The organism is Paenibacillus sp. FSL L8-0663 (assembly GCF_038008125.1).
Taxonomy (GTDB): Bacteria; Bacillota; Bacilli; order Paenibacillales; family Paenibacillaceae; genus Paenibacillus; species Paenibacillus polymyxa_D.
Genome location: NZ_JBBOYM010000001.1, coordinates 4216266 through 4237956 on the forward strand (window position 1 = coordinate 4216266; position 21691 = coordinate 4237956).

Sequence of the window (21691 nt, forward strand, 5' to 3'; positions counted from 1 at the left end):
CATATAATTAGTTTCTAATTCCACGTCATCCATTATGTATCTATTATCTATATAACTTCTATCGGAACTATTCGACAAGGAATGTAGCTTTCCTTTGAGCATCGACTAAATTTTGTGAAACTTTTTTCCTAGAAAACTATTCAAAAAAAGGCCTCTCCAACCGATAGGAGAGGCTTTTGATTCTTTCACCTGTGACTTAAGGCTTATTTATTTCTTTTTACGCATCATATCAAAATACGATACGGGCTGATCTACCTTCATTCTAATTCGTTGAAGCGGGTGACGAGCAGCATCCAACTCGTTGCCTTCCTCATCCCAGATCGTTCCGACCGTTTGTTTGAAGAATGTTCCGTTCGGACCGAAAAATTCAATTTCATGACCGGGTTTAAAATGGTTCCGTTGTTGAATAGTTGCGATCCCACTCGCGGCATCGTAGTCCATGACTAGTCCAGCAAAATCATAAGGGACTGCCTTTTCTTCCGGCTCATAAATATGATCCTCATGATCCGGTGTATCGTAGAAAAACCCTGTATTCAGCGGACGATTAGCTGCCTTGTTAATTTCTTCAATCCATTCTGGTTTGAGCACATAATTTTCAGGATCAGCCATATAGGAATCAATCGCTTGACGATAGACATTCACGACCGTTGCCACATAGTGGATAGACTTCATCCGTCCCTCTACTTTAAAACTGTCTACACCTACATCAATCAGATCAGGGACATTTTCAATCATACATAGATCCTTGGAACCCATAGAAAAAGCATTATCACTCTCTTCAAACAATGGAAGCTGGTTAACACCGAGCTGGAACTGTTTCAGTGCATTGCTAACCTGTGCCTCTTCTTCAGATATCCAAACCTCACCTGGGCGGGCATCCTCAAACAGATCGTATTTCCAGCGGCAAGACTGACAACATCCCCCACGATTGGAATCACGGTCTGTAAAGTGATTGGACAACACGCAGCGGCCGGAAAATGAAGAGCACATCGCACCATGGACAAAAGCCTCGATTTCGATGTCCACATGCTTTTTAATTTCTTCGATTTCCTCCAGACTGGTCTCACGTCCAAGTACCACACGCGGTAACCCCTCGTTTTTCCAAAACTTTACCGCTTGCCAGTTCAGCGTGGACTGCTGTGTGCTCAAATGCACTTCCAATCCAGGAACAGCGCGCAATGCCACGGATACAATAGCCGGATCAGCGACGATAACGGCATGAATTCCCGCCTCGTACAGATTGCGCAAGTACTCCTCAATTCCGGCAATATCTTCATTGTGGGCATAGATATTGGTGGCCACAAGCACTTTAGCACCATACTTGTTCGCAAATTCTACACCTTCGCGCATTTCCTCAAAACTGAAATTATCGGCGTTAGAACGCAGACCATATTTTTGTCCACCAATATATACAGCATCCGCGCCATAGTGAACGGCAAACTTCAGTTTTTCCAGATTTCCGGCAGGAGCCAACAGCTCCGGCTTGTCCAAACGATTCCGTTTACCTATATATTTTCTCGCTTTGGTTATCGTCCCCATGACGTTCCCCCCTCTGTAAATTCATTTTAAAATTAATAAACCTGCTCTTTATAGAAAAATCCGAAGGAAAGTTCCCGTTCAGGATCTTGAAGACGGCGAACTTCATCCAGCCAGCTTTCATCATAAGCGTAAGCATCTGGGTCGGCTGTATAACTATCTATTGCTTTACGATAAGCACGAACAACCGCCTCATTGTAAGCCGTAGGCTTCAATAAGCCCTCGATCTTAAAGCTATGCACGCCCGCCTCCATTAGAATATGCAGGTCCTCCATGATGCAAAAATCATCTGAACTCATAATATGTGTCCCATTTATATCCTCGTAAATAGGGAACTTCTCTTCTTTCCGCTCTGCTTCAATCAGAAACAAGCCGCGTCCTCTACCCAAATCCCCTTCTACATTACGTCCCTGGTGCAGCATATAACTTTGAACAAGCTTACGCTTGGAGTGATAAATATTAGTCATGCCATGTACCTGAACCTGTGCTTCTATGTTCAACTTTGGTATCATTTCGGTAATTTCATCCATACTCAGCTCACGAGCCAAAATGACCCGGGAAGCCCCCTTTTCACCCCAATAGTTGGCGGTTGCGAAGTTGGTAGAGATCATCTCACCGTTCCAGAACAGCTTCAGATGCGGGGCATACTCCTTCACGGCCATAAGCACTGCGGGATCATTAAACTCAATGGCGTCTATGCCGCATCCAGCTAGGGTCTGCACATATTCGGGAATGAGCGGCAATAGCTCGTTCGTCATCAAATTCGTCATAGATACATATACCTGCGCCGCATGCTTGCGTGCTTCTTCTACCACTTCACGGATTTGGTCCGGTGTAAAATGTCCCGGCAGTCGCATTCCAAAGCGGTCATCTCCAATAAGTAATGCAGTAGCTCCAGCCCCCAGCATATGGCGGGCATCCTCCGGAGAGCTGGCAGTTGCCAGTAGTTCGGGTTTGTAAGCCATAGGCTCACCTCCTAATTTGTCTTACGGTTACTTACCTGAATGTTATGCAAATGTTCTTTATACGTTTTGGCAAACAAATGTTCATGTGTCCCGTCTTTTTTGGTCACATAAAATAAATAATCTGTAGCTTTCGGCTGTAAAGCCGCTATCACTGAGTTCAGACTGGGACTTGCAATCGGCCCTGGTGGAAGTCCCAGATGCAAATACGTATTATAAGGGCTTTCCACAGCCAAATCCTTGTAATACAGCCGTTCTTTTTGCTTGTCCAGCATATATTGAACCGTAGCATCAATTTCCAGCTTCTTACCCTGTTTGAGCCGGTTATAAATGACGCCAGCTACTACAGACCGCTCATCTTCCACAACCACCTCGCGCTCTACCAAAGAAGCAACCGTCAGCAGTTGATGCAGCGTTTCACCCCGCTGTTTCAGCTTGGCATCCAGATCGGAAACAGTCTCCAACCGCTTTTGTGTCTGTTCTAGCATCACCTGTATCATATCTTTGGCCGTGCTGCCCTTTTTCAGCTCATAGGTTTCCGGGAAAAGGTAGCCCTCCAGCGCATAGCGAAGCCCCGCCTGCTTTGGAATGTCCCGCACCAGCGCGACGTCAAAAGCGGACGGATCGTTGGCCAGCTGCAAAAATTGCTGCCGGTCTGCCAGTCCTTCCTTTTGCAGCTTATCAGCCATCTGTCTAATCGTAAAACCTTCCGGGATTGTAAAACGAATCATTTCCTCTTTGACAACATCTCCAGCCGATAACTTAGTAATCAACTGATCAAAGGTTGCGCCAGGCTGCGCCTCATATTTTCCGGCCTGAAATGCGCTTCCTTGCTGTTTGAATTTTACATAAGCCTTAAACACGAGCGCATTACGTATAAGTCCCTTTTGCTCCAGCGTATCTGCGATTGCCGATGTTCCTGTTCCCTGCACCACCGTAAAAGCAACGGGTTGTGTTTGGGGCTGAACAGGCTGCATGGCATTCCAAATATAGAGGGCTACCCCTCCTGCTATAATGATAAGCAGTAGCAACAACGTAAACATCCTCGTCCTTCGCTTCACATCCACCCAACTCCTTCACAGCCAAAAAGGGCGGACTGGTCCGCCCTTTCAGGTTTGATCTCATCGCTATCCAGACTTACAGTTCTTCCGGCAACGTACATTCATCGTACAGTTCGGAAATATCTTCCCACTCATCATCATCTTCAATGGTGGTGATAGAGATTTCGCCGTCTGTGGATGAGCTTACATGGTAAAGTTCATGTTCGCCAACAGCAGCCCCGGGTCTACGCAATACGGCGTACCGTTGCTCTCCTACCTTGAACTCTGCTTCCAATTCCATGCGAATCGCATGGCCCTGTTCATCCTGCAACTCTACATCGCCGTCGAACGTTTCCTTCAAATCAGAGGTCCAACTCAGGTCTTCACGTGAATAGCTCGTCATTTCCCGTCTTCCTCTTCCTCTTCCTCTTCTTCTACGAATGTATTAAAGGTCTCTTCGACGATTTCCCATTCGGCATCGTCTTGGATCACAAACAATTTAATATCATCGCCTTCTTCCTCGTAACGGAAGGCGTACACATCGGACTCATCAGCTTCAGGGTCCACTGGCGCAACCATCATGTACTTCGCTTCGGAACCATCTACCTCAAACTTCATAATGACCTCGAACTCTTCCTCGTTGCCCTCGTCATCGGCAATATAAATAATTTCCGGCTCTTCTTCCATACCCACTTGATTTTCAGCCATTACGAAATCCCCCTCACCTTGTACTGTGTGCGTCCAAATAGTTTTGCAAGATCAGGCTTGCGGCCAGTTTATCTACCACCTGCTTGCGTTTTTTTCGGCTGACGTCGGCCTCCAGAAGCGTACGCTCCGCCGAACGCGTCGTCAGCCGTTCATCCCAAAGGTGAACGGGTAAACCCAGTAACTCCTTGAGTCGGTTCGCAAACTCGATGCAAATCTCACCGCGTGGACCCACGGTTCCGTTCATGTTTTTCGGCAAGCCAACAACAACCTCGCCGACCTCATTTTCACGAACCAAATTTGCAATTTTACCGAACTCGCTGTCGTCACCGCGTCGTTCTATGACTTCCAATCCTTGGGCGGTCCAGCCGAAGGCATCACTTACGGCGACCCCAATTCGGCGATCCCCGTAATCCAATCCCATTACTTTCATGCCTGTCTCCTAACGATGCTTAGCAAGATAGAAACGAACCAACTCTTCAATCAACTCATCGCGTTCTTTTTTACGTACCAGGCTTCTAGCATTATTATGCCGTGGCACATAAGCCGGATCACCGGATAGCAAATAGCCGACAATTTGATTGATCGGATTGTATTCTTTTTCTACCAACGCATCATATACGGTCAACAAAATCTCCTGAGCAGAAGCTTCCTTTTCATCTGCCTTGACATTAAATTTGACCGTTTTGTCCATGGAATCCATTGTTGACACCTCGCTTCCACAAAACATGTGTACATGTTTATGCCAGCTTATTCTTTTACATCATACCATAAGCAAAGCCCTACAAGGAAATATCTAAGCCCGTTTTTTCCCAAAAATCTGCAAAAAATATCGAACTTTATCCTTGTGAGGCTGCCGCCACCAGTTCATGCGCACGTTGAAGTGCTTCATCCAGCTTGCTGGCATCCTTACCACCGGCTTGCGCCATGTCAGGTCGTCCGCCACCGCCGCCACCGCATACGGCAGCAATTTCTTTCACGAGCTTGCCTGCATGAAGTCCGGCCTTGGTATGCTCTGCCGGAACTGCTACGACAAAATTAACTTTATCGTCCATTGCAGCGCCGAGCACCAGCACAGCAGCCGGAAGTTTCCCTTTCAGTTCATCAGCAATCGCACGCAACGCGTCCATGCTGGAAGCCTGCACGCGCGCAGCCAGCAGTTGCACCCCGCCTGCTTGCACGACCTGATCGGTCAGCTGGCCTGCCTCAATAACGCTCAGCTTGCTTTGCAGCGATTCATTTTCACGACTAAGGTCTTTAATTTGTTGCTGCAATGATTCGATACGCTTTGGTACCTCAGACAGCTTGGATTTTACAAGTCCAGCCGATACCTTCAACAGCTCTAATTGACCTTCCATATATTCAAAACCAAAACGTCCGGTCACCGCTTCAATACGACGTACACCTGATCCAATGCCGCTCTCGCTGACAAGCTTGAACAAGCCAATTTGCGAAGTATTGCTGACATGACAGCCACCGCATAGTTCAATGCTGTAATCGCCTACTTTAACGACCCGCACGATATCTCCATATTTTTCACCGAACAGCGCCATTGCTCCGAGAGCCTTGGCTTCATCAATCGGTTTCAGTTCAATATTAACGTCCAGTTGGCTCCAGATGGCACGGTTTACACGCAGTTCAATATCCGCCAGTTCTTCTGGTGTAATGCTTCCAAAATGGGAGAAATCAAAACGCAGACGCCCAGGCTCTACCAAAGAACCCGCCTGATTGACATGGTCACCCAGCACTTCTTTAAGCGCTTTGTGAAGCAAATGCGTAGCCGTATGGTTTTTCTCAATTTCTCCACGTGAAGCTTGATCAACTTCAGCTTTCACCGTATCGCCAACGTTCAGCTCACCAGCTTCTACAACAACCTGATGCACATGCTGACCTTGTGGCGCCTTAAACAATCCTTCGACCTTCGCGGTTACCGTACCTCCACGCAGCAAGCCTTGGTCACTGACTTGTCCTCCGCTTTCGGCATAGAAAGGAGTCACATCCAGCACGACCTGGCAAGACTGCCCTTCACTAACAGTGTCCACCAGTACATCTTCATATACAATCGCCACAATTTTAGACTCAGTTACGAGGTCATTATATCCAACAAATTCACTTTTAACCGCCAGATCGGACAAAGCTCCGCCCTGAATCTTCATGCTGGCGCTGTCCTGATGTGCATCACGGGCGCGTTTGCGTTGTTCCTGCATCGCTTCATCAAAGCCTTCACGGTCTACTTTCAAGCCCTGCTCGTCTGCATAATCCTCTGTGAGATCGAATGGGAACCCGTACGTATCATACAGTTTGAAGGCATCTGCTCCACTAATGACATTGCGACCTTCTGCCTTCGCCTGAGCACTGATATCGGACAAAATTGCCAATCCATCTGTCAGTGTTTCATGGAAGCGTTCCTCTTCCGTTTTGATCACTTTGATGATGAAATCACGCTTGTCCACTACCTCAGGGTAATACACACCCATGACATCCCCAACGGTTTCCACCAGCTCAAACATAAATGGACGGTTCATGCCCAGCATTTTGCCATAGCGCACAGCCCGGCGCAGCAAACGGCGGATCACGTAACCGCGTCCTTCATTAGAAGGCAGCACACCGTCACCAATTGCAAAAGCTACGGTACGAACATGGTCAGCAATAACCTTAAGAGCCACATCACTGTCCACATTTTCGTTATATTTCACTCCTGCCATCGCCGCTGTTTTTTGAATTAGTGGCTGGAAGATATCCGTATCAAAGTTGGAATCCACATTTTGCAGAATGGATGCAAAACGCTCCAATCCAGCCCCTGTATCAATATTTTTGTTTGGAAGCGGCGTATAGCTACCGTCTTTGTTATGGTTGAATTGTGAGAAAACGAGGTTCCACACTTCCAGATAACGCTCATTTTCTCCCCCCGGATACATTTCAGGGTCCGTCATGTCGCTACCGTAGGCTTCGCCACGATCATAAAAGATTTCCGTACAAGGTCCGCAAGGACCTTCACCGATATCCCAAAAGTTATCTTCCAGTTTGATGATACGTTCGGCAGGAAGTCCAACTTTTTCGTTCCACAGCTTGTACGCTTCCTCATCCTCAGGATACACAGTTACAGCCAGACGTTCCGGATCAAAACCAATCCATTTTGGATCCGTCAGAAACTCCCATGCCCATGTAATGACTTCTTCCTTAAAATAGTCGCCAATAGAAAAGTTGCCGAGCATTTCGAAAAAGGTGTGATGGCGGCGCGTTTTACCGACATTCTCAATATCGTTCGTCCGAATACATTTTTGCGAATTGGCGATACGTGGATTTTCTGGCTTCACACGTCCGTCAAAATAAGGCTTAAGCGGTGCCATACCCGCATTAATCCACAGCAGGGAAGGATCTTTATGTGGAACAAGCGGCGCGCTTGGTTCAATCACATGTCCCTTGCTTTCAAAAAACTCCAGCCATTTGGAGCGGATTTCACTAGCTTTCATATAAGTAGCCTCCTAATTATGGTGTCACTGGTTCCTGGCACAGGCCATAAAAAAACAGAAAAACGCCCCTGAACGGATCAGGGACGATTGTATCGCGGTACCACCCTGGTTAACGCCGTCCCCTCTGTACGAAATGCCCATGCGCAAGCTGCACACCAACATTTGCTTAACGGACGATCGATCGCCTTGTTTTCACTGGTAACGGGAGCATCCCGGCGGGTTCAGCCCGCACTTCGAAATGAGCTTTCCCTACTGGATAAACACATTTAAACATACTCAATTCAGTATATCCGTGTCATTTAGCCGTGTCAACGCGATATCAGACAAGATACATACGGTGTAAGGACAAAATCAGATCGTTTTCCGCTTCACGTAATAAGCAAAAAAATGTTGAAGTCCTACCTTTAATACCGCCATCACGGGAACCGCTAAAATCAAGCCGGTAATTCCCGCAATTTCACCACCCACTAGCAGAGCGAAAATAATGGCTATCGGATGCAGATGCAGCGTTCGTCCTACCACCTGGGGAGAAATGACATTGCTTTCCAACACTTGAATACAAGTGTTAACGACCACGACCAAAAGCACCATTTTGAAGGAGATTGTAGAAGCCATGATTACTGCCGGAGCGGCTCCCAAAAAGGGGCCCAAATATGGAACGATGTTAAAAACCGCAACCACTCCTGCCAGCAACAGCGCATAAGGCATGCCAATCAGCATATATCCGAGATAAGCCAGCACGCCAATAATGACGCATACCAGTAATTGTCCCCTGACATAGTTGCCAAGCGCCTGATCAATTTCCTTAAGTACCGTTACAATCGCCTTACGACGAGAACGCGGGAGGTAAGACACAATCGTCCGCTCGAACACATCAAAATCTTTCAAAATATAAAAAATGAGGAACGGTACAATGAATACATTGAACAGCATGTTGATCATCCCGCCGATGTTATCCATAAAGGTAGAAATTCCGGTTGCCATCCGATTCTCTAGTTGGAAAAACCATTGATTCATACCCGTTCGCACCCCTTGGGGCAAAATGCCGCTATCCATATTCGTCATTAATCCCTGTGCATGCATGGTCAGCTCAGGCAGATGCTCATTCAGCTCATCCAGTTGTTCAATAAACATCGGAATCAGGTTCATCAGAATCACAACGAGACTGGCCAAAAATACAGCATAGATGAGCAGCACAGCTACGCTTCGAGGCACCTTGCGACCGCCCAGCATATTGACAACAGGATTAAGTACATAGGAGATGATCATCGCTACCGCAAACGGAGCAATGATTGTTTTCAGAAATTCATACAAATGAAAAAACAAAGGTCGCAGCAGCCAGATAAAATATAGAATGACAAGTCCCAGCAGCGTCCATATTCCGTACCGGAACAGTCTACTTTTCGTTAATTGCTCCATTTCGTGCCCCCTTACCGGACTAGCCTTCTTTAAGTATATGCCTGTACCTCTACTTTAATCCTTCCCGCGAGTCTGGAATGCTCCATCGATTACCATTGTAAAAAAATGATGAAAACGGATGAAAATAATTAACAAAGTCATTCCATCTGACGATATAAGTACAAAGCACTATTTTAGGATTTCATATTTCTGAAACATCGGGGGTCATTACATGAACTTAAAAATCAAGCTTATTCTCCTTTTCACTTGCATTGTTATCGTTGCAGCCGGGCCTTTATCCGTTATTAGCATGACAAGTATCAAAAATCAGGCTAACCGTGACATACAAGAGCTTATGACTAGTAAAGCCACCGAAACCGTCAATCAGCTCGACGGATGGACCAGCGGCAATGCCAAAATTATCGAGACACTGGCTGCAGGTCTGGAATCGAGTGATATTTCATCAGATGCCAAAACCGTATCTCTGAAAGCAGCTTTTGAAAACTATAAAGATCAAAATATTTCCAACATCTACGCAGGCTTTGAAGATGGATCCTACTGGGATGGATCTGGCTGGTTTGAAGCTGGTTATGATCCTCGCGCTCGTCCGTGGTACAAGGATGCCAAAACCAAGGGAGAAATGTATTATTCCTCACCTTACACCGATGCAGGCAGCAATGACTTCACCATTTCTATTGCTAAACCTCTCAAAGATTCCAACGGCTCTATCACCGGGGTAGTCAGCGAGGATATTATGTTAAATGATATGACAAAAATCATTAAAGACATAAACCTGAACGGATTAGGCTACGCATTTCTGATTGACCAGAATGGAGTTGTGGTCGCACACCCAGACAGCAAGCTGGCCGGTAAAAACCTTAAGGATACGCCCGAGTTGGGTTCATCAACTGCGGCCCTGCTGAGCACAGCTTCGGGAAAAACAGACTATACCTATAATGGCAGTGACCGTCAGCTTTATTTTAAAAAGATGCCTAGCACTGGCTGGATTGTAGGATTGTCCATTTCAAAAGATATTGCTTTTCAGGAGTATTACTCCACTCGTAATCAGTTGATTATTACCGTTGCTATCATCTTGGTCGTTGCTATGCTGCTGGCAATCTGGGCGGCAAACAACTTTATCAAGCCAATTCGGAAGCTTCAAGTGAACGTCAAACGTATAGCTGAAGGCGATATGACAGCTCGTGTGGACATTAAGGGTAAAGATGAAATTGCCAGCCTGGGTACAGATTTTAATATCATGTCTGATAATCTATCTCACCTGTTGCGCAAGGTATCAGATACTGCAGGCGATGTCAGCTCAGCTTCCCATGATATGCATCAGCACGCTAAGGATACTGGAACCATCGCGTCACAAATCTCCAGCGCAGTTCAGGAACTTGCCCAAGGAGCGAGCGACCAAGCTGAGGCTGTATATTCCGGCTCTGAGAAGCTGACTCACATGACAGGCTCCATCGACCAGATTGGCGAAAGTGTCAAACGGACCCAAACTGCCGTATTCGAAACAGATTCTGCCGTGCTTGCAGGGTATGAAACAGCTGAACGTCAAGCGAAACTGGCCGCCGAGTCCAGACAAACGACGACTGCGGCAGGGGAAGCCGTAGATTCACTCACGCTAAAAACTCAGGATATTGAGCGGCTGGCCGGAGCCATCCATGATATCGCCGCACAAACAAACCTGCTGGCCCTCAATGCATCTATCGAAGCAGCACGGGCCGGGGAACACGGACGAGGTTTTGCCGTCGTCGCGGGAGAAGTGAGAAAGCTGGCTGAGCAAGCGGGCAGTTCCAGTGACAGTATCATGAGTAAGCTGGAAGAAATTAAGATTGCAGGAGTACAAAGCGCGGAGGAAATGAAGAGGGCTCTTGCTGTAACTGTAGAACAGGAGCACGCTGCCATTGCAACGAGACAGGCGTTTGAGTCCATTCGTGGCGCTTCTCAGCATATGCTTGCCCAAATTGAGGACGTTACAGCCGCCGCAGATGATCTCCGTGTGAATGCCGGGCATATTTCCGACGTCATTTCCAGCGTTGTCGCTGTTTCTGAGCAAAGTGCAGCATCTACAGAGGAAGTGGCCTCCTCTGTGCAAGAACAAGGTCATGCCATGAATAATATTGCTGACCTTTCTGCCAAACTCGATTCTCATGCAGATCTTCTATTGGAAGAGGTCAAACGCTTTAAATTGTAGAACTTACAATCTTCACAATAACGGTATACAAAAGAGGGTGCCCTCAGCCATTATGGCCGTACGGGGCACCCTCTTCGTTGTTTTTTATCAAGCGTTATACAACCTACTAAGCCGTATGTAGATCACACCTCTTAGTAAGCAGCCTGTCCACTTTTGGTGTCCAGCTTAGGAAGAAGCGTGAATTTGCGGCAAGTCCTGTTGTGCCATCTCATCTCCAAAGAATAGGTCGTCCAGCGAACTGAGCGTTCCATCCTCTTCCACTTGGTAGACAGACATTTTTTCACCATTCACCTGAAGTTCGATAAAGCATCCCCAGCAATAAAATTGATGGGAGCCAATTTTTCCGATATCTTTGGAATTACAATTCGGACATCTCAATAAACTCACCCTATCCATTAACAGAATATATGGCTTTTTCCAGACGCTGCTCGCTTAATGGGGGAACCATAACAGCATTTTCCCCGATGGACATCTCTTCGGTGCAGGGCAGCCATTTCCGCCCCTCTATAATATCCGATACAAAACCATCGCTGATTTCCAAGCCTATTATGTTATTGCCCATTTCCTGGTCAAAATAAACATCCGAGATGTGCCCGAGCATAAGCCCTTCCTCTGTTAGCACGGATAGATCCTTCAGTTTACAAGGCCCAAGCAAGTACGTATGTTGTATATCATGGGCCTCCATTTTACGCACAGCCTGCTGATTGCGAATCATGATCGCATCCTCACCGTAAGCAACGATGTCATCCCAAGCAACCATTTTCACGTGAGAAGAAAAAAGTCCCTTTCCTTCCAACTCGATCCCTGAGATTCGCCAATCCGCTGTCACCATAAAGTCATGTATTTTACCAATCTGCTTCCCGTCCTCCACATCGAAAACGGCAAGTCCGATCATATCTTGAAGCTTCATATATAGGGTACCTCCTCATTCTGCAATCTGAACGAAGGTGCGGTCCTTTTCCTACATGCCTGTCAGACCTTGCTTCCGTTCATGCAATGAAATGGAAAAACCGCCCCTCCCTTCTTATTAAAATGCGGAGAAATCCCTAGTACCTAGTACGCAGCCGCTTCCATATGGTTTCAATTTTCTTGGCCGTGTATTCCATTTCTTCCGTAGTATTACCCAAACCGAAGCTAAACCGAATCGCTGAATGTAAAACATCTTCAGGAAGATCCATCGCCTGCAATACATGCGATAGCTCTAAAGATCCGGAAGTGCAGGCTGATCCGCTTGCTGCTGCGATTCCTTCCATATCAAGGTTCATCAGCATGGTCTCTGTACCAATGGCCGGAAAGCTAACATTGAGAACATTAGGTAAAGAATGATCAGGGTCACCGTTAATCACAAAATTTTGGCTACCCAGAGTGTCTTCCAACCCTTTAAGCAACGTCTGGCGAAGAACCGTATCGTGCGCCCCACGCTCCTCAATGGAAGCATTAGCAAGAGTTGCGGCTTTAGCCAGCCCCGTAATACCGGCGATATTTTCTGTTCCGGCACGGCGTTTCTTTTCCTGAAGTCCCCCATGCATTAGCGGCTGAAGGCGTGTACCTTGGCGGATATACAATGCCCCAACCCCTTGCGGTCCGTTAATCTTATGACCAGACACACTCAGTAAGTCAATCGGGAGGTTCCGGCAGTCGATGGATATATGACCGAAAGCTTGAACCGCATCTACATGGAATACAACTCCATGTTCTCTCGCAATCTGCCCTACTTCTGAGATCGGCTGAATGACGCCCACCTCATTGTTGGCATACATCATGCTGATCAAAAAAGTATCTGGTCGAATGGCAGCCTCGATATCCGCAGGGTTCACGCGTCCAAACCCGTTGACCGGGACATAAGTTACCTCATACCCCGCTTTTTCCAGCTCATCACAAGCATGAAGCACTGCATGATGTTCAACCGCAGTTGTAATCATATGCCCTGAAGTACGGCCGTCTGCCGTAGCCGTCCCAAACAGGGCCAGATTATCACTTTCTGTTCCTCCGCTCGTAAAAATAATTTCTTCAGGCTTGCAGCCCAAAGAGGCCGCAACGGCATCCCGAGCAGCGCTGACGGTGCGCTTGGCATCGCGGCCAAAGGCATGAACGCTCGAAGCGTTGCCGAATTGGCCAGTCATGATGTCCATCATAGTCTGCGCAACCTCAGGATGCATAGGAGTCGATGCGGCATGATCCAGATAAATTCTGTTCATGTTATCCACCTCAAATGTAGAACATGTAATTATCCAATTCATCATGTTCTTGGTATGTGATCAAGTCCTTAAGTGTAGTAGAATCCAACACTTCAGCGATGCTGTCACGAATTCGCAGCCACAGCTGACGTTTTGCCGGATCGTCTTCTTCCGTGAAATCGACCGGAGAAATCGGACCTTCCAGTACACGAATGATGTCTCCCGCTGTTACTCCTGCCGGTTCATTCGCCAAAATATAACCGCCGTAAGCACCACGGATACTTTTTACCAAACCTGCATTACGCAAAGGCGCAATGAGCTGTTCCAGATAATGCTCTGACAGCTGATTTTTTTCGGCAATACTTTTCAAAGAAGTTGGACCTTCGCCAAACCTGGCTGCAAGTTCCATCATAATGGTCAGGCCGTAACGGCCTTTCGTTGATATTTTCAATTGTGCCACCTCACTTATAGTAACAATTCCGTTAAACACGCGGAATAACTGGTGCTGTAAACCTCTCTATTCCGATCCTAACCCTCAGCTTATGTTAACATATTAGGGCAGGTAAAGGGAAACATTACGGTAACAATCTTAAAAAAAGTTGCTTTGGGGCGATTTGGAACAGCTTTAGCCCGTTTTATGTAGCTTTCTTCCATCGTTCGCCGTGTCGTTTGATCGTCCAAACATCGTATCTTATTATCGTTTATGTTACAATAGGTGGGTTCTACAACTATATTGAAAGAATTGGGTGATGACCATGGCTAAAGCCAATCATGAAACCCGTGTCGTCGTCGGGATGTCCGGTGGCGTCGACTCATCCGTTACTGCGCTGCTGCTGAAGGAGCAGGGCTATGACGTAATCGGCATCTTCATGAAAAACTGGGATGACACGGATGAATTTGGCCGTTGTACGGCTGAGGAGGATGCGGAGGATGTGCGCCGTGTCTGCGAACAGATCGACATTCCTTACTATACCGTCAATTTTGAAAAAGAATACTTCGATAAAGTATTCTCTTATTTTCTTGATGAATATAAAGCTGGACGCACACCCAACCCGGATGTCATGTGTAACCGTGAAATTAAATTCGGCGAGTTTCTAAATAAAGCGCTGGATTTGGGAGCAGATTATGTTGCTACTGGACATTATGCACGGGTTGTGGAAGAAGACGGCCACTTTACTTTGCTGCGAGGCGTGGACAGCAACAAGGATCAAACTTATTTCCTGAATGCGTTAAGCCAAAAGCAGCTATCCCGAACCATGTTCCCTATCGGTCATCTGCCGAAACCAGAAGTGCGTAAAATTGCGGAAGCTGCGGGACTGTATACGGCCAAGAAGAAAGACAGCACAGGCGTATGTTTTATCGGCGAGCGTAATTTCAAGGAGTTTCTGAGTGGATATCTACCTGCAAAAGGTGGAGACATGGTGGATATCGCTACTGGTGAAGTCAAAGGACGCCACGATGGTCTGATGTACTATACACTGGGTCAACGTCAAGGCTTGGGCATTGGCGGCTCAGGTTCAGGCGAACCGTGGTTCGTAGCGGATAAGGATCTGGAGAAGAATATTCTGTATGTGGTACAGGGTGATCGTCACCACAGCCTGTATTCTACCAGCCTGATTGCAACAGATGTGAACTGGATTGAAGGCGCAGATACTCGTCCGACCGGCGAATTCCGTTGCACAGCCAAATTCCGTTATCGCCAACCTGATCAGCAAGTAACTTTACAATGGCTTGCGGATGGGACCGTGCATGTCATATTCGATGTACATCAAAAGGCCATTACGCCTGGACAAGCTGTTGTATTTTACGACGGGGAACGCTGTCTGGGTGGAGGAACCATTGATAAGGTTGAAAAACTTCAGCCTGAAACGGTTTAAATGAAAGCCATTTTGCATTGATATAGCAGGAATTAAAAAAGTCGTCTCTCCAGATTTGGAAGGGGCGACTTTTTTTTATGAAAGTTTATTTTAGTTCATGGCTTGTAAAGAATTCATAATCTGCTCTTTATGATGTCTGTCATGCTGGACAAACATTTCTTGCAAAAAATTTCCCATGGTGTATGAGCTATTAGGAAATTGACGGATAAACATTGATTCTGAAACCATCTTGAGCTTCACAATCATTCGCCTACGCTCTGCAATAGCTTCATTTAACAAATCATGTGGTTTCATATTTCTGCCGAATGCAACGGACGAATCGTTAAACGCTTGTACATCAGGATGTTCTTGGAGCGTAATTTGTTCCTCATTGATAATCTGTATGAGTGTCTTAGTGAAGCTTTTGTCCCACCCCATAATATGACTGATCATATCTTGTATTGACCATGTACCCACTATGGGTTTACGAAGTAGCTCATCTGAGTATGGAGATAAAGCTGTAAGAAATACAGTCCATTTTTCTAAATCTTCAGAAATCTCAGCTATCGTCGCCAATTGAATTCCTCCTTTAAGGTAAGTAACTTTTGATAACATCCTCATTTGGGTATATGATGTAAACAAGATCATACTTCAATTGAAAAGGAGCGTGCCTTTATGTCTGATTCATTAGGAATGCTGACACCAGGTAAAAAAGTTTCTTTGAAAGAATGGGACCCTAAGGATACAAATAATATCAAAAATAAAGAAGAAATCCGACAGGAAACAGATCAATTGAAGGAACGCTTCACGGAATTACAAAGCAAATTATTTACAGAGAAAAAACAATCCGTTTTGTTTATATTTCAGGGCATGGATTGCAGCGGCAAAGACGGCGTCATCAAACAGGTATTTTCTAATCTGAATCCGGCGGGGGTGACGGTCCACAGCTTCAAATCGCCTACGGCTGAGGAATTAAGTCATGATTTCTTGTGGCGTGCTCATAGCGTTACCCCAGGACGTGGATATATTGCAGCATTTAACCGTTCTTATTATGAAGATGTGCTAATTACACGTGTTCACGGACAGATATCCGATAAGCAGGCCAAACGGAATATTAAGCATATCAAGCATTTTGAACAGTTGTTGCTGGATAATGGTGTAAAGGTGGTTAAAATCTTTTTACATATTTCAAAGCAATTTCAGTTAGAAAAGCTGATCGACCGAATTGAAAAGCCTCACAAAAACTGGAAACTCGATCCAAGTGATTTGCAGGAACGGAAATTTTGGAAGCAATATACCCAGTATTATGAGGATGTATTAGAGCTAAGCTCAACCAAACAAGCTCCTTGGTATGTCATTCCTTCAGACAACCGTTGGTATAGGGATTATACTGTGCTGCGGATTGCCGTCCAAACGCTGGAGGAAATGAAGTTGTCTGATCCTGATCCAAGACCTGAACTCGAATCCCTTTTACCTGAATTGTACAAAGAACGAGATAAAAAATAGCTGTATAGGTACAGCACTAAGCTTCCAAAACCGTATCACGGCTGAGAATGCCTTGAGTCGGGATTGGAAGCTTTTTATTGCATTTTTACGTGTTATTTCGAAAATGTATAAAGCTTAACTGACTCTGTACCCGATAGCCGCAGCTACAACTCCTACCACGACAGAGGAAAGTACATACGTAGCCATGCGTCGGTATTCTTTGCGCTCCATCAGTTGAAGAGATTCATAGCCGAATGTGGAAAAGGTGGTGTAGCTGCCACAAAAACCTGTTCCTAACAGCATCCAGAGTGCAGGAGACAACTGGTGTTGCGTAAACTCACCATAGAGCCAGCCTAGCAGCAATGAACCGCTGACGTTAATGATCCACGTCCCCCACGGGAATACGGTACCCAACCTCTTGCCGGCCCACATACCAAGCCCGTATCTCGCCAGTGTACCCATAATCCCGCCTGCCGCCGCCCACCAGATCATAAGCGTTCCTCCTTCGGAGCAGCCTGCGTCATTTTTGTACCTAGACGGATACCTGTCCATGTCAAAAATAGCCCTCCGCCTACGCTTAGCAGGAGGTACAACACAGCCGTCAGCATACGATCGTGAACTGTGAGGCGTACAGCATCCACTGCAAAAGTGGAAAAGGTGGTAAAGCCCCCTGTAAAGCCTGTTCCGATGGCAAGTCGCAATCGCGGCTTGATCCGCCATGATCGCAAGGTTACCGTAAAGAACCAACCAAGAAACAGGCAGCCGATCCAATTAATTAGCAGCACACCAAGTGGAAAATCCGCACCCGCCGCAGGCAGCAGCGATTGCAGGCCATAACGGGTAGAGGTTCCAAGCGCTCCGCCCGCGGCAACGAATAACATGTCTTTCATTTTTTTATCCCCTTCTTCGCACTTGCACGATCATGGCGTAACGTGACGATATCGTACACACTCTGTATATTAAGTCGCACATATATTAAGACTGTGAATCCCGCCAGCGCTGGTTTTGCCTGATTTTTGACTCATTCCCCTGCTCAGTAGCCTGATAGAAGGTTTGGTCTGCTATCGCATCGGGCAAATATTGCTGCTTCACATAATGATTCGGATAATTATGTGGATATTGGTAGCCTACATGACCGAGCTTTTCCGAGCCTTTGTAGTGTGCGTCACGCAAATGGAGTGGCACCTCAGCCGATTTGATATCGTCCATAGCCAACATGGCCCGTGAAATCGCCGTATATACAGCATTCGATTTGGGGCTTTCCACAGCGAACAAAATAGCCTGTGCAATGTTCAGCTTGGCCTCGGGCCAGCCGTTATTGCGATAGGCTTCAAGCGCACTCACCGCTTGCACCATTGCCTGCGGGTTCGCCAGACCAATGTCCTCGCTGCTTGCCGCGATGAGGCGGCGGATAAAGGTCATCGGGTCCATACCGAGTTTTTCTACGGCGTACAGGAACCAGAACAGCGCGGCATCGCTGGAGCCGCGAATGCTTTTGTGGAAGGCCGACAACACATCATACTGCGTGGATTCATCTGCTTTGACAATCGGGCGGCGAATGGATTCCTCAGCGACTTCCAGTGTCACGTGAATCGTGCCGTCTGCCAGCGGAGGCGTTGTGAGCGCCGCCAGTTCCAGCGCGTTTAAAGCGCGGCGGATATCGCCGTTCGCCATGGAAGCGATGTGAGCCAGTGCAGCTTCATCGACCTGGAGCTGCATGTAGCCAAGCCCTTTGTCCGCATCGCTTAAGGCGCGGCGCATAGCAGCCAGCGAATGTTCCTGCGTTAACGCTTCAAGCTGGAACAACGTAGAACGGCTCATCAAAGCGCCGTTGACGTAGTGAAAGGGATTTTCAGTCGTGGCGCCAATAAACACGATCGTGCCCTTTTCCACCGCGGGTAGCAGTGCATCCTGACGTGAACTGTTAAAACGATGTACCTCATCGAGAAACAGAATGGTTTTTTTGCCATACATCGATTTATTCGTCTGTGCAAGGTCAATGACTTCTCTTACGTCTTTCACAGATGCTTCTACAGCATTCAGACGTACAAAATCGCCTTGCGTGTGTTGCGAGATGATATGTGCCAGCGTTGTTTTGCCGCATCCCGGTGGTCCGTACAACAAAATTGAAGAAACCTGATCTGCCTCTATGGCTCTTCGCAGCAGCTTACCTGGACCCACAACATGCTCCTGTCCAATATATTCATCCAGTGAAGTCGGACGCAAGCGATCCGCAAGCAACCGATTGCTTGGCGTTGACTCTTGGGAATATGAAAATAAGTCCATTTCTTTCACTTCCTTATGATTTATGAACGAACACTTTTTTTTTATCTTTAAAAACATACTATATTAGGTTCGCTCATACGGTTGAAAAATATGAAAATTCAAGTCATCTATAATTCTGATACGGTGTAAACCGACTCTTATTCTACCATATCCGTTAACAAGTTGCAGATAGCATGGTCATGGCACAGCTGTAGGTCTTCAAGTCAGTCGCCCATAAAAAAGAAAGAACAGCCTTAGACGAAAGATGATTTCGTGGCTGTTCTTCGACTGGCATGATTTCATAATTTCCATCACTAAGATAAACAGTAAACAAAAAGGAATACAACAACTCAGGCGGTACTTTACAACGCTTTTTCTGTTTACTTCGTCTGTGCCTGTACGTAACTAGGAAGTGAGCCATCATGCAATAGCCACAACTCATGCAGCGCACGGGTACATCCTACATACAGCAGCTTGGCATCCCATGCCCGTTCTCCATAATGCTCATGGTCGGCATCCGCCACAATAACTGCATCGAACTCCAGACCTTTGGATAGGTACACAGGCAGTACCGACAAACCGCCCTCATATTGCTTTTTACCACCGTCAATCAAATTCACATCCATCCCCGCACTTGTGAAAACCTCATGCAGTTCCACAGCCTCTTTTAAGGTACGTGTCAGCACAGAAACAGTACGATACTCCCTGGAGGACAGCTCTTTTAGAGCGGTGAGCAAACTCTGCTCACGCACCGATGAGTCGTAAGATATAGTGCGCACCGGATCGCCACTACGAAATACTGGAACTGCCGTAATACCGCCGCGAACTCCCTGCTCCAAAATCGTGTTTGCAAATTCTATAATTTCCAAGGTTGATCTATAGCTCCGCGTAAGCGCAAAATACCCGGTATGTTCCGGTGCAAAAAGAGAACTCATTTCCTCCCATGCATGTACGCCACGGTATTCATGAATGCCCTGCGATAAATCGCCCAGTATAGTAAAGGAATGTCCTTTGACGAACAAATCCAGCAATGCGATATGAAAAGGTGAAAAATCCTGCGCTTCATCAATGACCACATGGTCAAAACGTTGAGATGATTCTACCTCATGAATCAGCACGTGGAGATACACTAACGCAGTCAGATCTTCTTCACGGATAATCTGTTTTCGCAGATCCGACTGTGTAGCCTTAAAAATAGCAGTCGGCAGAGAAGCCTTCATCTCTGCAGCCGTATCTGCGGGTAACCCTTTAGCTGCTTGAAAAAGCTGCTTGTAGAGCGTCAGTGCGTCGTATTGTGGCCATTTTTTAGCATATGCCTTTTCCCGTGCCCCTGCCTTTTTTTTGCGTTCCTTGAGTGCTGCCGCCGAAGGCGACTTTTTCAGCTCCATTTCAATCCAGCGGTGCACTCTTGCCAGCACACGCTCCTTCCGCTTCGCGAGCGGATAAGGCTTATACTCCTCATTAAACCAATTCAAAATCTCAGCTCGCGGCAGCATCGCTCCATCCCATGGTGAAAAATCCTCCTCGGGAACGGAAATGGGCTCCAGTCGTTCAACAAAAGCTTGAAGTAACTCCATAAAGTGAACTGAACCCTTGAATCTTCCCGGCGCCTCATCCATGGATTCCTCTCTCAGACTGCCACTCTCAAACCAATAAGATAATGTTTCGGCAGGATCAGCCAAAGGTAAATCCAAACCCAACAAGTCCAGCGCCCAGTCTGCAAATGTACTTTGCTGAATATCTCCGACCCCCAGCTCAGGAAGTACATCTGAAATATAGTCGAGAAACATATGGTTTGGTGCGAAAATGACCATTTTGTCCGCTGATACCTGATCCTTGTATTGATACAGTAAAAATGCGAGACGATGCAGCGCTACCGTCGTCTTGCCACTACCCGCTACCCCCTGAATAACGAGGGCAGTATTTTTAGCCGCGCGGATGATCTGATCCTGCTCCGCCTGAATGGTAGATACGATATCCCGTAAACGGTTATCCTTGTTTTCACCTAAACGATAAACGAGAAACTCATCGGAAACGGCCGGCTCGTCGCTTTCACGATTATACGTATCGGCTACCCGTTCCAGAATTCTTTTCCGAATGACAACGTTGCGCTTCAGATAGACCAAACCCTCAATAGTTCCCTCAGGAGCTTCATAGGACGCGGTTTCTTCACCACCTGTAAATGAATAAAATAAGCTGGCAATCGGTGCACGCCAATCAATCACCAGCGGATACGCTGACGTTTCTTCACGCTCTACTCCAATTTTACCGATATAAAGCGGCTTCCGCTGCCCTCTGCCACGCTCGTCAAAATCCATACGCCCAAAATAAGGCTCCTGCGAGCTTTTAGCCAAAGCCTGGCGTTTTTCCTCCCGTGCAGATTCCAGCACTTGCTCTGTAAAATCATGCCCAGTGTATACTGGCGTATTGCGAAGCCGTTCCAATCTCCGATCAATTTCCTCCATAGCAAGCGACAGCCTGTGCTGTTCTTCTTGATAGGCACTTTGAAACTCATTCTCCATTTCAGTTACCTCCTAAGAATATCAAGTCTCGATTTCTGCATCATCCACTTGCTCCGACACAAAAAA

21 protein-coding genes are annotated in these 21691 nt (G+C 46.7%); 3 read left to right on the forward strand and 18 right to left on the reverse strand.

The annotated features are described in order from the left end of the window. Positions 1 to 207 precede the first annotated feature (207 nt). From MKY75_RS18480 to MKY75_RS18520, 9 genes are all read right to left on the reverse strand, one after another. On the reverse strand, positions 208 to 1539 hold the full coding sequence (locus MKY75_RS18480; protein WP_069012471.1) for a peptidase U32 family protein: 1332 nt from the start codon (positions 1537 to 1539) through the stop codon (positions 208 to 210). 32 nt (positions 1540 to 1571) lie between these two features. Continuing rightward, positions 1572 to 2501 carry a peptidase U32 family protein gene (locus tag MKY75_RS18485; protein WP_318627537.1) on the reverse strand — a complete coding sequence of 310 codons (930 nt, stop codon included), beginning with the start codon at positions 2499 to 2501 and terminating at the stop codon, positions 1572 to 1574. A gap of 11 nt (positions 2502 to 2512) precedes the next feature. After that, complete coding sequence (gene mltG / locus MKY75_RS18490; RefSeq protein WP_069012469.1) at positions 2513 to 3541, reverse strand: endolytic transglycosylase MltG; 1029 nt, start codon at positions 3539 to 3541, stop codon at positions 2513 to 2515. Positions 3542 to 3635: 94 nt separating this feature from the next. Beyond that, the gene (locus MKY75_RS18495) at positions 3636 to 3941 is read right to left on the reverse strand and encodes a DUF1292 domain-containing protein (protein ID WP_013311522.1); all 306 of its coding nucleotides are present in this window, start codon (positions 3939 to 3941) and stop codon (positions 3636 to 3638) included. After that, a complete protein-coding gene (locus tag MKY75_RS18500) occupies positions 3938 to 4246 on the reverse strand; it encodes a DUF1292 domain-containing protein (RefSeq protein WP_241113411.1) in 309 nt (102 codons plus the stop codon). Before MKY75_RS18500 ends, MKY75_RS18495 begins: the two co-directional genes overlap by 4 nt. A gap of 13 nt (positions 4247 to 4259) precedes the next feature. After that, positions 4260 to 4676: a Holliday junction resolvase RuvX gene (gene ruvX / locus MKY75_RS18505; RefSeq protein WP_029515724.1), complete on the reverse strand. Its 417-nt coding sequence runs from the start codon at positions 4674 to 4676 to the stop codon at positions 4260 to 4262. 9 nt (positions 4677 to 4685) lie between these two features. After that, positions 4686 to 4946 carry an IreB family regulatory phosphoprotein gene (locus MKY75_RS18510; RefSeq protein ID WP_007431624.1) on the reverse strand — a complete coding sequence of 87 codons (261 nt, stop codon included), beginning with the start codon at positions 4944 to 4946 and terminating at the stop codon, positions 4686 to 4688. A 136-nt stretch (positions 4947 to 5082) separates the two neighbouring features. Further along, the gene (gene alaS, locus MKY75_RS18515) at positions 5083 to 7716 is read right to left on the reverse strand and encodes an alanine--tRNA ligase (RefSeq protein WP_029515725.1); all 2634 of its coding nucleotides are present in this window, start codon (positions 7714 to 7716) and stop codon (positions 5083 to 5085) included. Positions 7717 to 8067: 351 nt separating this feature from the next. Then, positions 8068 to 9135, reverse strand: a complete 1068-nt coding sequence (locus MKY75_RS18520; RefSeq protein WP_029515726.1) for an AI-2E family transporter — start codon at positions 9133 to 9135, stop codon at positions 8068 to 8070. Positions 9136 to 9346: 211 nt separating this feature from the next. On the opposite strand from MKY75_RS18520, the gene MKY75_RS18525 reads away from it, so the two are divergent. After that, the gene (locus tag MKY75_RS18525; RefSeq protein ID WP_029515727.1) at positions 9347 to 11320 is read left to right on the forward strand and encodes a methyl-accepting chemotaxis protein; all 1974 of its coding nucleotides are present in this window, start codon (positions 9347 to 9349) and stop codon (positions 11318 to 11320) included. Positions 11321 to 11485: 165 nt separating this feature from the next. Here the strand turns inward: MKY75_RS18525 and MKY75_RS18530 are convergent, their stop codons facing one another. The 4 genes from MKY75_RS18530 to cymR form a co-directional block, all read right to left on the reverse strand. Continuing rightward, on the reverse strand, positions 11486 to 11698 hold the full coding sequence (locus MKY75_RS18530; RefSeq protein ID WP_013311529.1) for a hypothetical protein: 213 nt from the start codon (positions 11696 to 11698) through the stop codon (positions 11486 to 11488). Positions 11699 to 11708: 10 nt separating this feature from the next. Then, positions 11709 to 12230 carry a PRC-barrel domain-containing protein gene (locus MKY75_RS18535; protein WP_029515728.1) on the reverse strand — a complete coding sequence of 174 codons (522 nt, stop codon included), beginning with the start codon at positions 12228 to 12230 and terminating at the stop codon, positions 11709 to 11711. Positions 12231 to 12366: 136 nt separating this feature from the next. Continuing rightward, positions 12367 to 13518 (reverse strand): cysteine desulfurase family protein, encoded by a 1152-nt coding sequence (locus MKY75_RS18540; protein WP_029515729.1) that lies wholly within the window; start codon positions 13516 to 13518, stop codon positions 12367 to 12369. A 10-nt stretch (positions 13519 to 13528) separates the two neighbouring features. Next, on the reverse strand, positions 13529 to 13948 hold the full coding sequence (gene cymR, locus MKY75_RS18545) for a cysteine metabolism transcriptional regulator CymR (RefSeq protein WP_013311532.1): 420 nt from the start codon (positions 13946 to 13948) through the stop codon (positions 13529 to 13531). A 304-nt stretch (positions 13949 to 14252) separates the two neighbouring features. Here cymR and mnmA point away from each other — a divergent pair, with 304 nt between their 5' ends. Further along, the gene (gene mnmA, locus MKY75_RS18550) at positions 14253 to 15374 is read left to right on the forward strand and encodes a tRNA 2-thiouridine(34) synthase MnmA (protein WP_029515730.1); all 1122 of its coding nucleotides are present in this window, start codon (positions 14253 to 14255) and stop codon (positions 15372 to 15374) included. A 90-nt stretch (positions 15375 to 15464) separates the two neighbouring features. On the opposite strand, the gene MKY75_RS18555 is transcribed toward mnmA, so the two are convergent. Continuing rightward, a complete protein-coding gene (locus MKY75_RS18555) occupies positions 15465 to 15929 on the reverse strand; it encodes a DinB family protein (RefSeq protein WP_069012468.1) in 465 nt (154 codons plus the stop codon). Between the two features lie 99 nt (positions 15930 to 16028). On the opposite strand from MKY75_RS18555, the gene MKY75_RS18560 reads away from it, so the two are divergent. Continuing rightward, on the forward strand, positions 16029 to 16859 hold the full coding sequence (locus tag MKY75_RS18560; RefSeq protein ID WP_029515731.1) for a PPK2 family polyphosphate kinase: 831 nt from the start codon (positions 16029 to 16031) through the stop codon (positions 16857 to 16859). A gap of 114 nt (positions 16860 to 16973) precedes the next feature. On the opposite strand, the gene crcB (MKY75_RS18565) is transcribed toward MKY75_RS18560, so the two are convergent. The 4 genes from crcB (MKY75_RS18565) to MKY75_RS18580 form a co-directional block, all read right to left on the reverse strand. Next, positions 16974 to 17330 (reverse strand): fluoride efflux transporter CrcB, encoded by a 357-nt coding sequence (crcB, locus tag MKY75_RS18565; RefSeq protein WP_029515732.1) that lies wholly within the window; start codon positions 17328 to 17330, stop codon positions 16974 to 16976. Further along, the gene (gene crcB / locus MKY75_RS18570) at positions 17327 to 17728 is read right to left on the reverse strand and encodes a fluoride efflux transporter CrcB (RefSeq protein ID WP_029515733.1); all 402 of its coding nucleotides are present in this window, start codon (positions 17726 to 17728) and stop codon (positions 17327 to 17329) included. The genes crcB (MKY75_RS18565) and crcB (MKY75_RS18570) overlap by 4 nt, the downstream gene beginning before the upstream one ends. A gap of 85 nt (positions 17729 to 17813) precedes the next feature. Beyond that, positions 17814 to 19124 carry a replication-associated recombination protein A gene (locus MKY75_RS18575; RefSeq protein ID WP_029515734.1) on the reverse strand — a complete coding sequence of 437 codons (1311 nt, stop codon included), beginning with the start codon at positions 19122 to 19124 and terminating at the stop codon, positions 17814 to 17816. A gap of 359 nt (positions 19125 to 19483) precedes the next feature. Beyond that, positions 19484 to 21625 carry a HelD family protein gene (locus MKY75_RS18580; RefSeq protein WP_318627539.1) on the reverse strand — a complete coding sequence of 714 codons (2142 nt, stop codon included), beginning with the start codon at positions 21623 to 21625 and terminating at the stop codon, positions 19484 to 19486. Positions 21626 to 21691 lie beyond the last annotated feature (66 nt).

What these genes read in the sequence shown, in the direction of transcription:
- MKY75_RS18495 (WP_013311522.1), bottom strand. Translation starts at nt 3,941, where the DNA reads ATGACGAGCTATTCACGTGAAGACCTGAGTTGGACCTCTGATTTGAAG.
- crcB (WP_029515732.1), bottom strand. Translation starts at nt 17,330, where the DNA reads ATGATCTGGTGGGCGGCGGCAGGCGGGATTATGGGTACACTGGCGAGA.
- MKY75_RS18510 (WP_007431624.1), bottom strand. Translation starts at nt 4,946, where the DNA reads ATGGATTCCATGGACAAAACGGTCAAATTTAATGTCAAGGCAGATGAA.
- MKY75_RS18580 (WP_318627539.1), bottom strand. Translation starts at nt 21,625, where the DNA reads ATGGAGAATGAGTTTCAAAGTGCCTATCAAGAAGAACAGCACAGGCTG.
- mnmA (WP_029515730.1), top strand. Translation starts at nt 14,253, where the DNA reads ATGGCTAAAGCCAATCATGAAACCCGTGTCGTCGTCGGGATGTCCGGT.
- MKY75_RS18575 (WP_029515734.1), bottom strand. Translation starts at nt 19,124, where the DNA reads ATGGACTTATTTTCATATTCCCAAGAGTCAACGCCAAGCAATCGGTTG.
- alaS (WP_029515725.1), bottom strand. Translation starts at nt 7,716, where the DNA reads ATGAAAGCTAGTGAAATCCGCTCCAAATGGCTGGAGTTTTTTGAAAGC.
- MKY75_RS18535 (WP_029515728.1), bottom strand. Translation starts at nt 12,230, where the DNA reads ATGAAGCTTCAAGATATGATCGGACTTGCCGTTTTCGATGTGGAGGAC.
- MKY75_RS18560 (WP_029515731.1), top strand. Translation starts at nt 16,029, where the DNA reads ATGTCTGATTCATTAGGAATGCTGACACCAGGTAAAAAAGTTTCTTTG.
- mltG (WP_069012469.1), bottom strand. Translation starts at nt 3,541, where the DNA reads ATGTTTACGTTGTTGCTACTGCTTATCATTATAGCAGGAGGGGTAGCC.
- MKY75_RS18525 (WP_029515727.1), top strand. Translation starts at nt 9,347, where the DNA reads ATGAACTTAAAAATCAAGCTTATTCTCCTTTTCACTTGCATTGTTATC.
- ruvX (WP_029515724.1), bottom strand. Translation starts at nt 4,676, where the DNA reads ATGAAAGTAATGGGATTGGATTACGGGGATCGCCGAATTGGGGTCGCC.
- MKY75_RS18500 (WP_241113411.1), bottom strand. Translation starts at nt 4,246, where the DNA reads ATGGCTGAAAATCAAGTGGGTATGGAAGAAGAGCCGGAAATTATTTAT.
- MKY75_RS18485 (WP_318627537.1), bottom strand. Translation starts at nt 2,501, where the DNA reads ATGGCTTACAAACCCGAACTACTGGCAACTGCCAGCTCTCCGGAGGAT.
- MKY75_RS18480 (WP_069012471.1), bottom strand. Translation starts at nt 1,539, where the DNA reads ATGGGGACGATAACCAAAGCGAGAAAATATATAGGTAAACGGAATCGT.
- crcB (WP_029515733.1), bottom strand. Translation starts at nt 17,728, where the DNA reads ATGAAAGACATGTTATTCGTTGCCGCGGGCGGAGCGCTTGGAACCTCT.
- MKY75_RS18540 (WP_029515729.1), bottom strand. Translation starts at nt 13,518, where the DNA reads ATGAACAGAATTTATCTGGATCATGCCGCATCGACTCCTATGCATCCT.
- MKY75_RS18520 (WP_029515726.1), bottom strand. Translation starts at nt 9,135, where the DNA reads ATGGAGCAATTAACGAAAAGTAGACTGTTCCGGTACGGAATATGGACG.